The organism is Streptomyces sp. NPDC055749 (assembly GCF_053617235.1).
The window spans coordinates 1-9,476 of sequence record NZ_JBSHFH010000108.1; the positions used below are offsets into that span (position 1 = coordinate 1).

The window sequence follows — 9,476 nt, forward strand, 5'->3', positions numbered from 1 at the left end:
CGCGTGTAGCGCTCCGGGGGCCCCTCACGGCGTACGGATCAGACCTGGACGCGGTCCTCGACGGCCTTCGCGATCTTGGCGATGGCGTCCTCGACCGGGATGCCGTTCTCCTGCGAACCGTCGCGGTAGCGGAAGGAGACGGCGCCGTTGGCCATGTCCTCGTCGCCCGCGATGATCATGAACGGAACCTTGGCCTTCTGGTGGTTCCTGATCTTCTTCTGCATCCGGTCCGAGGACGCGTCGACATCGACCCGCAGTCCCTGCTTGCGCGCCTTGGCGGCGAACTCCTGGAGGTACGGGATGTGCGCGTCGCCGATCGGGATGCCGATCGCCTGGACGGGAGCCAGCCACACCGGGAACGCACCCGCGTAGTGCTCCAGGAGCACCGCGAAGAAGCGCTCGATGGAACCGAACAGGGCACGGTGGATCATGACCGGGCGCTGCTTGGTGCCGTCGGGTCCCGTGTACTCCAGGTCGAAGCGCTCCGGCAGGTTGAAGTCGAGCTGCACGGTCGACATCTGCCAGGTGCGGCCGATGGCGTCCTTGCACTGCACGGAGATCTTCGGGCCGTAGAACGCGGCGCCGCCCGGGTCGGGAACGAGGGGCAGGCCCTGCTTCTCGGCGACCTGGCGCAGCGTCTCGGTGGCCTCTTCCCAGGTGTCGTCGGAGCCGACGTACTTCTCCGGGTCCTTGGTGGAGAGCTCCAGGTAGAAGTCGGTCAGACCGTAGTCACGGAGCAGGTTCAGGACGAAGGTCAGCGTCCTGTCGAGCTCCTCCGCCATCTGCTCCTTGGTGCAGTAGATGTGCGCGTCGTCCTGCGTGAAGCCGCGCGAGCGGGTCAGACCGTGGACGACACCCGACTTCTCGTACCGGTACACCGTGCCGAACTCGAAGAGGCGCAGAGGCAGTTCGCGGTACGAGCGGCCACGCGCGTCGAAGATCAGGTTGTGCATCGGGCAGTTCATCGGCTTGAGGTAGTAGTCCACCCCGTCGTCGAGCTGCATGGGCGGGTACATGCCGTCGGCGTACCAGTCCAGGTGGCCGGACTTCTCGAAGAGCTTGCCCTTGGTGGCGTGGGGGCTGTAGACGAACTCGTAGCCCTCCTCCTCGTGGCGGCGCCGCGAGTAGTCCTCCATGGCCCGGCGGATGACGCCGCCCTTGGGGTGGAAGACCGCGAGGCCGGGGCCGATCTCGTCGGGGAAGGAGAAGAGGTCCAGCTCGTTGCCGAGCTTGCGGTGGTCGCGCTTGGCGGCCTCCTCCAGGAACTCCAGGTGCGCCTTGAGCTCGTCCTTGGTGGGCCACGCGGTGCCGTAGATGCGCTGGAGCATCGGGTTCTTCTCGCTGCCGCGCCAGTACGCCGCGGCGTTCCGCATCAGCTTGAACGCCGGGATGAACCGGGTGGTCGGCAGGTGCGGGCCCCGGCAGAGGTCCTTCCAGCAGAGCTCGCCGGTCTTCGGGTCCAGGTTGTCGTAGATGGTCAGCTCGCCGCCGCCCACCTCGACGTCCGCGCCGTCGTCCGAGGACGCCGAGCCCTTGATGCCGATGAGTTCCAGCTTGTACGGCTCGCCGGCGAGCTCCTCGCGGGCGGCCTCGTCGCTGACGACCCGGCGGGAGAACTTCTGCCCCCGCTTCTGGATCTCCTGCATCTTCTTCTCGATGGCCTTGAGGTCCTCGGGGGTGAACGGCTTCTCGACGTCGAAGTCGTAGTAGAAGCCGTCCTTGACCGGCGGGCCGATGCCGAGCTTGGCGTCGGGGTGCAGCTCCTGGACCGCCTGCGCCATGACGTGCGCCGTGGAGTGCCGCAGGATGTTCAGGCCGTCCTCGGACGAGATCTCGACGGGCTCGACGGTCTCGCCGTCCCTGAGCTCGTACGCGAGGTCCTTCAGCTCGCCCTCCACGCGTGCGGCGACAACGGTGCGCTGACCGGGGAAGAGCTCGGCCGCCGTAGTCCCCGTCGTCACCACGCGCTCTTCCCGCTCGGAATCGCGTTGGATGATCACACGGACGTCTGACACCGGTCTCTCCTGACTGAGGGGGTGCGGCGCTTCGTATCGCGCGCGCAAGACGATCGTACCGAGCCGGCACCCCCCTTAGCGAAAGGGATACCGCCCGGCTACGCCTCTTCCCCCGTGCACGCCTCCTCGAAGAAGTCCAGGTTCTCCTGGAGGGACTTCATCAGCCGGTCCCGCTCCGTCTCGTCGACCTGGACGGGCGCCACCTGCGAGGCGCCGCTCAGACGCCGGAAGCCGCCCCGGCTCTCCAGCCGCCCCTCCACCTGGATCGGCAGTCCGACCAGGTGGGCGTGGCCCGCGATGCGGTACGCCTCCTCGTCGAGCTCAAGTCGTACGTGGGCGACCTCGGCGCCCGCGAGGACGCTCAGCCGGACGATCCCGGCGCCGCGCGGCCCGGAGCGGCGCATCCGGACGACGGCGCCGGTGATCCGCACCGGGACGGCGGGTTCGTCCCGGAGGTAGCGGGCGCCGGCCCGGCGCAGCGCGGGCAGATCCCCGGGTGAGAACTCGACCGGCTCGGGGCGGGCGGGGCAGCCCTCCGGCGTCCCGGCGGCGGGCGCCCACTCCAGGGCGACACCGGCTCCCTCCGAGCCCCGGACCAGGGCGATGACCGCCTCGGTCAGTTCCCGGCTGACGCCCGCGCCGACCGCCGTGTCGAAGGCTTCCATGCCGCCCGTGGCCCGCTGGTAGTCGACGGCCTCACGGGTGGCGTGCAGTGCCTGGTAGAGCTGTACGGCCATGGCCCGCCCCGAGGCGACGGGCACGAAGGCGGTGAGCCTGCGCCCGCCGGGCGCGGGCCCCACCAGGGTGCCGTCCAGTGCCGCCTGGGCCTTTCTGCGGTGGCGGGTGCCGTGGTAGCCGGCCGGGCCGCGGACCGCCAGGGCGCTGGCGAGCAGGATCTGCCGGGCCGCCGAGCGCAGCTGTCCGTCCTCGGTCCAGCCCGCCGCTCCGGCGGCTCCGGCGGCCGATTCGGGTACGTCGCGCCACCACCGGATCTCGTCGCTGGGCACCGCGAGGGAGACCAGGACGTCCCTCGCGGAGGGTACGGCGCTCCGCGCGAGCGCGGTGAGGGCCTCTCCTATGAGGTCCTCACTGTCCGGGAAGGCGGCGGTGTCGGGCACCAGCAGGCTGGCTGCGCCGCCCAGGGGTCCTGGCGGGGTCCAGCGGCTGTAGCGTCCCGCGGCTCCGCCCCGCCGCTGCCAGCCGTGCCGGCACAGGAGCGCACCGAGGACGGCCGGGTCGACGAGTGCGGGATCGGGGACGTCCCCGGCGGTCCGCAGCGCGTCCGCCCGGTCGCCCGGGTGGTCGCCGGGGTGTTGTCGTGTGTCCGGGGGCGTCGGTCCGCCGAAGCGTTCGTCCATCGACCGGTGCATCAGGGTCTCCCTCCCGCCCCGACCCGGGCCATGATCTCGCAGAGCGCCCGGTCGTCGAAGATCCGGGAGGTCGGGATGCGCACGGTTGTCCTGTGCCGGCCCGTCACCGCGTGGCCCGCCAGGTTGGTCCAGTAGCAGCAGTGCCGCAGGTCGAGCTGTTCGTGTCCGGCGCGGAGCCAGTCCTCCTGGCTGCGGGGCACGAGCATCACGACCAGGATCTTGTGCACCGACACGGGGGTACGGGCGAGCTTCACGAGGTGGGCGTTGTCGAGCGTGAAGGAGAACGCCGGGCCGGGTGGGTGCGAGGGGATCTGGTAGGTGCATTTGAGCTGCACCTTGATGGTCACCTCGTCGTCGACGGTGTGGTCGGGGGCACCGTGGCTGACATGCCAGTCGATGCCGTTGTCGGGAAACGGCTGCGACAGGGAGCATCCCGCCGCCGCCGCCACGGCGTGCAAATAGCCCACCTGGAGGGTCTCCATGCAGGCGGTGGTGGCGAGGGTGCCGCGCAGCGGTGTGACGCGCTGCGCCGGCAGTACTCCCCCGTGGTTCTCGGCGCGGGAGGGGCCCCCTGGGTTCGGCTGCGCGAGCGCCATGGCTCCGTGTGCCTTCCGGGCTGTGCCGACCGGTTGTCCGGCCTCTGCAGACGGGCAGGTCAACTTCCGTTCCCGTCACCTGTGTTGTCACCGCAGGAGAGGGGCCGTAAACGGCGTATCAGGCAAACACCCCGGGTATCACCGTTTCGGGCAGGGGAATCACTCCATCTGCCGGGCAGGTGCGAGGAGTTCGGGGATGATGCACTGGTTCGAAGGGCCGATGGCCGCTTTTGACACCGAGACGACAGGCGTGGACGTCGAGGAGGACCGGATCGTTTCGGCCGCTCTCGTCGTCCAGGACACCGCCGGCGGGCGCACGCGGGTCACCCGCTGGCTGGTCAATCCAGGGATACCGGTGCCCGTGGGGGCTACCGAGATCCACGGTCTGACCGACGATCACCTCCAGCGCAACGGCCGTTGGCCCGCGCCGGTGGTGGAGGAGATAGCCCGGGCGCTCGCGGAGCAGTGCGCGACGGGACGCCCGCTGGTCGTGATGAACGCGCCCTTCGATCTGACGCTGCTGGACCGCGAGCTAAGGCGGCACAGGGCGTCGTCACTGGGGCGCTATCTCCAGAACTCGCCGCTGTGCGTACTGGATCCGCGAGTGCTGGACAAACATCTGGACCGGTATCGCAAGGGCCGTCGCACGCTGACGGATCTGTGCGAGGTGTACGGGGTGGTGCTGGACGGGGCGCACGACGCGGCGGCCGACGCCACGGCCTCGATGGAGCTGGTGCGGGCGGTGGGCCGGCGGTTCTCCGCGCGGCTGGAGCGTCTGACTCCGGCCGAGCTGCACACGCTCCAGGCCGTGTGGCACGCGGCTCAGGCGCGTGGTCTGCAGGCGTGGTTCGCGAAGAGCGGGACACCGGAGGCGGTGGACCCGGCGTGGCCGCTGCGTCCGGAGCTGCGCGCCGCGGCCTGAGACCGGGGTTCAGGGCTTCCCTGCTTCGGGAACGCGGAAGCCGGTCCGTCGATGGTGCTGACGGACCGGCTCTTCCCGGTGGGCGATACTGGTTTCGAACCAGTGACCTCTTCGGTGTGAACGAAGCGCTCTCCCGCTGAGCTAATCGCCCGGGAACGGGATGAACCATACAGGGCTCTGCGGTCCGGGTTCAAACTCCTTGCAGCCGGGCCGTGAGTCCGCGGCGTCCGGAGCGCATCATCAGGGCGTGATTCGCCCGGAAGACGAGACGTCCCGGCACGGCGAGGCGCCGCATCAGGGCCCGCCTGACGACGACCTCCTGCTGGTACGTGGCCCTGCTGCCGGCGGCGCGCGGAGCGACGGTCCAGCGGGCCCAGCCCTCCAGATCGCCGGTCATGGTCACTTCGAGGATCCGGGCGCCTGGGTCGCGTCGGATCTGGCGGGCGGTGACGACCAGCTCGTACGGCAGGAACGAGCGGAAGCGCGCGGTTCCGCTCGTCCCGTCGATGGCGGTGACGGACCGGACCTGGGGCCACCACTGCGGATAGTCCTCGGCACGCTCCAGGGCGGCGTACACGCTGTCGGGCGGGGCGGGCACGTCCCAGACGCTCGTGAAACGGTAGTGACTCCAGTCCATGCCTCCAGTCTGCGCGCGCCGGTACCTACTCAGTCCGGGAACGCCGGAGAACCTCGCGGAACTGAGTATCCGAGCGCATGTACGAGGGTGTGGCGGCGGCCACACTCCCGTACATGGAACATGTGCCGCCACCCGCCGAGGAATTGGCGCTCCTCGACCGCGAACTGGTGCAGCTGGACGCCCGAAGGGTCCAGCTGCTCAACCGGCGTACCTGGCTGCTGAGTGTGCTGCAGCAGCAGGCCGCGCCGCTCCCGCCCTTCCCCGCACGCCCGGCGCCGCACGCGTCCGGGCCCTATGCGGCTCCGCTGCGTCCCCGCGGTCCGGGCTCGGCGGCCCCGCCGCGCAGCGCGCAGAACGTGCTGCTGTCGCTCGGCGGTCTGTTGCTGATCATCGCCGCGATCGCGTTCACCCTGGTCAGTTGGGGCGCGATGGGCATCGGTGGCCGCTCGGCCGTGCTGGCGGCTGTCACGGTCGGTGCGCTCGTCGCACCCGCCGTCCTGCTGCGCCGCAAGCTGTCATCGACGGCCGAGGCGCTGGCCTGGCTGGCCCTGGTGCTGACGGTCCTCGACGCGTACGCGCTGCATGCCGTTGCGGCGCCGGACACGGACGGCCTGGTGTTCGCGGCGGTTGCCTCGGCGGTGCTGGCCACCGGCTGGACGGTGTACGGGCTGGCGCTGGGCGGGCTGCGGCTGCCGTTGCCCGCGGCCGTGGTGGCCGGTCAGCTGCCGCTGGTGCTGTGGGCCTGGGCGGCCGGGGCGCCGGCGCTCGTCTTCGGCTGGGTGCTGCTGGTGACAGCGGCTGCGGACGCCGCGGTCGCGTTGTGGGGCAAGAGGCTCGCGGTGCGGGTCACGGCGGGCGTCGGTGCGGCGGTCACGGGGCTGGTCGCGCTGCTGGTGGGTCTGGTGGAGTCCGTGTCGTCGGACGGTCCGCTGCCGGCGGTGGCGCCGGGGTGCCTGTTGCTCGCCGGTGCCGCGGTGGCGCTGTACGCGGCGTGGCGGGCCCGGTGGGAGTACGCGTCGATCGCGGGCACCGTGTCGGGGCTGGCCGCGGTGGCCGCGGTGGGTGGTGTGCTGCGGACCGTGGTGCCGCAGGACTGGTCGGTCGTGGCGTATCTCGTGTGCGGGGTGCTGCTCCTGGCCGCGCTGCGTGCTCCGCTCCCGCGTCATGCGGGCCTGGGGGTGCTGACCGCCGCAGGGGCGACGATCGCGGGCGCGGTGCTCTGGGCGCTGCCTCCGGTGGGCGCGGTGCTGCTGGGGCCGCTGTCGCTGCTGACCGACGTGTGGTCGGGCGCTCCGGACGGTATCCGGGCGGCGTTGGGGATTTCGGTGCCGTGGTCGGGCATGGCGGCTGCCCCTGTGGTGCTCGCGGTGGCCGCGGGTGTGCTGGGTGCGGCGCACCGGTGGTGGAGCGGGCCCGCGGGCGGGTCCGGGACACCGGCCGGGGCGGGCACCGGGTGGCGCGGCGGAGCGGCTGCCGCTGGACTGTCTCTCGGCTGGGGTGCGCTGCTCGTGCTGCCGGCCTCGCTGGATCTCGGGTACGTGGTCGCGCTGGTGGTGCAGGTGGTTCTGGTGGCCGCGCTGTTGCTGGTGGCGGTCCGTGGCCCTTCTGGGGCGCCGCCGGCTTCGCTGTCCGGCGCGACGGTGGCCGCGACAGCGTGTGCGCTGGTCGGGGCGGCTGGTGCGGGGGTGCTGTCGCTGGCGGCGGAGGCGGCCACGTACGCGGTGTTCGGGGCGCTGCTGGTGCTGTTCACGGGTGCGGCGGTCCGGTCGGGCGTGACGGCGCTGCGGGCGGTGTTCGCGTGTGTCGCGGTGATGTGCGGGATCGTCCTGGCCTGTGCGGCCGGTGCGTCGCTGGGGCTTGCCGCCTACGAGGGCGCGCCGGTCGTGCTGGTCGTTCCCGCGGTGACCGTGCTGCTGGGGGCCCGGCTGCGGGGTGGCCCGGTGGGCTCGGCGGTCGAGCTCTCGGGGGCGTTCGGTGGTGCGGTCGCGGTGGCGATGGCGGTCACCGACGCGCCGTTCCTGGCCCTGGTGCTGGCCTTGTGCGGGGTGTTGGCCGCGGGCACGGCGCTGCGCCCGGAGCGCAGGCCGATCGCCGGGTATCTGTCGGTGGGCCTGTTCGTGGCGGCAACCTGGGTGCGGCTGGCCGCGTCCGGGGTGTCGGCCCCGGAGGCGTACACCCTGCCGGTGACGGTGCCCGCACTGGTGGTGGGTGTGCTGCGGCGGCGCCGTGATCCGGCGGCCTCCTCGTGGACGGCGTACGGCGCGGGTCTCTCGGTGACGCTGGTGCCGAGTCTCCTGGCGGCGTGGGTCGACCCGGACTGGGTGCGGCCGTTGCTGCTGGGAGTGGCGGCGCTGGTGATCACGCTGGCGGGTGCCCGGTTCCGGCTCCAGGCGCTGCTTCTGCTCGGCGGTACGGTGCTGGCGCTGGACGCGCTCCACGAGCTGGCGCCCTACGTGGTGCAGGTGGCCGGAGCCCTGCCCAGGTGGCTGCCGCCGGCGCTGGCCGGGGTGCTGCTGCTGGTGGTGGGAGCCACGTACGAGCAGCGGCTGCGGGATGCGCGGCGGCTCAAGGAGGCCCTGGGCCGGATGCGGTGACGGGAACGCAGAGGGCCCGTGAGACCTGTTCGGTCTCACGGGCCCTCTGTCCGGGTGGGCGATACTGGGTTCGAACCAGTGACCTCTTCGGTGTGAACGAAGCGCTCTCCCACTGAGCTAATCGCCCGGACGCACCGCAAACATTACCCCATGTCAGCGGCGCTCCGAGACCATCCCCAGGTCACTCCGTGATCTTCCACGGCATCGTGATTCCGAACTTCCAGACGTATATCGCGACCAGCACCGCGATGATCACGAGCCCGACCGTGGTGAGGATGATGTTGCGCCGCCGCACCTTGGGGTCGAGCGCCTTCTGCGCGGCCTCGGTGACCTTGCGCCTGGTCCAGCGCAGAACCAGCTGCGCCCAGACGAACTCGGTCGCCCAGATCGCCATGCCACCGAAGATCACGAGCCACCCGGGACCCGGCAGCGGCAGCATGACGACCCCCGCCACCACGACGGCGAGGCCGACGACGAAGACGCCGACCTGCCAGCTCATGTGCAGCGGCCTCGATGCCTTGATGAAGGCCGGCGCGCGCGATCCCAGCTCCCGCTCGGCCTTCACCGCACCCCCCGCAACAGGATCCGGGCCCGGTGCGGCGCCTCCGCTCCGCTCGTCACTCTCCGCGTTCATGGTCACCAACCTACCTGAACGGATTTCGTCACCGGAATGGGCGCACAACTCAAAGTTACACACCGCCGTACGAGGGACCCGAAGAGCCACAAATGGGTCAGAGGGGTTTACAACGCCACCGTAGGTGGCATGTCGATTTCGCCGACGTGCGAATCCCCGAGCGCACACTGAGCGAAAGGCCCTGGCGCTTATGAACACCACGGTCAGCTGCGAGCTGCACCTGCGCCTCGTTGTGTCGAGCGAGTCCTCACTGCCTGTACCCGCGGGCCTGCGGTATGACACGGCCGATCCCTATGCCGTGCACGCCACCTTCCACACCGGAGCGGAGGAGACGGTCGAATGGGTATTCGCCCGCGACCTCCTTGCCGAGGGGCTGCACAGGCCCACCGGCACCGGAGACGTCCGCGTCTGGCCATCACGTAGTCACGGCCAGGGCGTCGTCTGTATCGCGCTGAGCTCCCCAGAGGGCGAAGCCCTGCTCGAGGCCCCGGCAAGGGCCCTGGAGTCGTTCCTGAAGAGGACCGACGCCGCGGTTCCGCCAGGCACCGAGCATCGCCACTTCGACCTCGATACGGAGCTCTCACACATCCTGGCCGAGAGCTGAGCCAGGCCGAGAGCTGCGGGACGCCGTCCGACTCGGGGCGACGGCGTCGCGCGGACAACCTCATAGGGCACACACCGGCGCCGTCACCGCGGAATCCACCGCGG

Annotated in this window: 8 protein-coding genes and 2 tRNA genes; 3 read left to right on the forward strand and 7 right to left on the reverse strand. The window is 71.1% G+C overall.

The features are described 5' to 3' along the window. Positions 1-38 precede the first annotated feature (38 nt). The 3 genes from thrS to ACWGO0_RS36985 all read right to left on the reverse strand — a co-directional run bounded on the left by thrS (position 39) and on the right by ACWGO0_RS36985 (position 3,981). Positions 39-2,015, reverse strand: coding sequence for a threonine--tRNA ligase (gene thrS, locus ACWGO0_RS36975; protein ID WP_453544836.1), 1,977 nt, complete (start codon positions 2,013-2,015; stop codon positions 39-41). 98 nt (positions 2,016-2,113) lie between these two features. Then, positions 2,114-3,385, reverse strand: a complete 1,272-nt coding sequence (locus tag ACWGO0_RS36980; RefSeq protein ID WP_453544837.1) for a hypothetical protein — start codon at positions 3,383-3,385, stop codon at positions 2,114-2,116. Next, positions 3,385-3,981, reverse strand: a complete 597-nt coding sequence (locus ACWGO0_RS36985) for a DUF4365 domain-containing protein (RefSeq protein ID WP_453544838.1) — start codon at positions 3,979-3,981, stop codon at positions 3,385-3,387. Before ACWGO0_RS36985 ends, ACWGO0_RS36980 begins: the two co-directional genes overlap by 1 nt. A gap of 196 nt (positions 3,982-4,177) precedes the next feature. Between ACWGO0_RS36985 and ACWGO0_RS36990 the strand changes: the two genes are divergently transcribed. After that, the gene (locus tag ACWGO0_RS36990) at positions 4,178-4,903 is read left to right on the forward strand and encodes an exonuclease domain-containing protein (protein ID WP_453544839.1); all 726 of its coding nucleotides are present in this window, start codon (positions 4,178-4,180) and stop codon (positions 4,901-4,903) included. Between the two features lie 79 nt (positions 4,904-4,982). Here ACWGO0_RS36990 and ACWGO0_RS36995 read toward each other — a convergent pair. Then, positions 4,983-5,054: transfer RNA gene (locus ACWGO0_RS36995), tRNA-Val, on the reverse strand. A gap of 39 nt (positions 5,055-5,093) precedes the next feature. Continuing rightward, a complete protein-coding gene (locus ACWGO0_RS37000) occupies positions 5,094-5,540 on the reverse strand; it encodes an SRPBCC family protein (RefSeq protein WP_453544840.1) in 447 nt (148 codons plus the stop codon). A 113-nt stretch (positions 5,541-5,653) separates the two neighbouring features. Between ACWGO0_RS37000 and ACWGO0_RS37005 the strand changes: the two genes are divergently transcribed. Beyond that, entirely contained in the window at positions 5,654-8,134 is a 2,481-nt protein-coding gene (locus ACWGO0_RS37005; protein ID WP_453544841.1) for an SCO7613 C-terminal domain-containing membrane protein, read from the forward strand. Positions 8,135-8,189: 55 nt separating this feature from the next. On the opposite strand, the gene ACWGO0_RS37010 is transcribed toward ACWGO0_RS37005, so the two are convergent. After that, positions 8,190-8,261, reverse strand: a tRNA-Val gene (locus ACWGO0_RS37010). A 54-nt stretch (positions 8,262-8,315) separates the two neighbouring features. Then, on the reverse strand, positions 8,316-8,768 hold the full coding sequence (locus ACWGO0_RS37015) for a TIGR02611 family protein (RefSeq protein WP_453544842.1): 453 nt from the start codon (positions 8,766-8,768) through the stop codon (positions 8,316-8,318). A gap of 190 nt (positions 8,769-8,958) precedes the next feature. Here ACWGO0_RS37015 and ACWGO0_RS37020 point away from each other — a divergent pair, with 190 nt between their 5' ends. Beyond that, positions 8,959-9,372 (forward strand): SsgA family sporulation/cell division regulator, encoded by a 414-nt coding sequence (locus ACWGO0_RS37020; RefSeq protein WP_003959770.1) that lies wholly within the window; start codon positions 8,959-8,961, stop codon positions 9,370-9,372. The last annotated feature ends 104 nt before the right edge of the window (positions 9,373-9,476 follow it).

Bases quoted from the DNA above. Each gene is read 5' to 3' on its own strand.
- ACWGO0_RS36980 (WP_453544837.1), bottom strand. From the start codon at position 3,385: ATGCACCGGTCGATGGACGAACGCTTCGGCGGACCGACGCCCCCGGAC.
- ACWGO0_RS36985 (WP_453544838.1), bottom strand. From the start codon at position 3,981: ATGGCGCTCGCGCAGCCGAACCCAGGGGGCCCCTCCCGCGCCGAGAAC.
- ACWGO0_RS36990 (WP_453544839.1), top strand. From the start codon at position 4,178: ATGATGCACTGGTTCGAAGGGCCGATGGCCGCTTTTGACACCGAGACG.
- ACWGO0_RS37000 (WP_453544840.1), bottom strand. From the start codon at position 5,540: ATGGACTGGAGTCACTACCGTTTCACGAGCGTCTGGGACGTGCCCGCC.
- ACWGO0_RS37005 (WP_453544841.1), top strand. From the start codon at position 5,654: ATGGAACATGTGCCGCCACCCGCCGAGGAATTGGCGCTCCTCGACCGC.
- ACWGO0_RS37015 (WP_453544842.1), bottom strand. From the start codon at position 8,768: ATGAACGCGGAGAGTGACGAGCGGAGCGGAGGCGCCGCACCGGGCCCG.
- ACWGO0_RS37020 (WP_003959770.1), top strand. From the start codon at position 8,959: ATGAACACCACGGTCAGCTGCGAGCTGCACCTGCGCCTCGTTGTGTCG.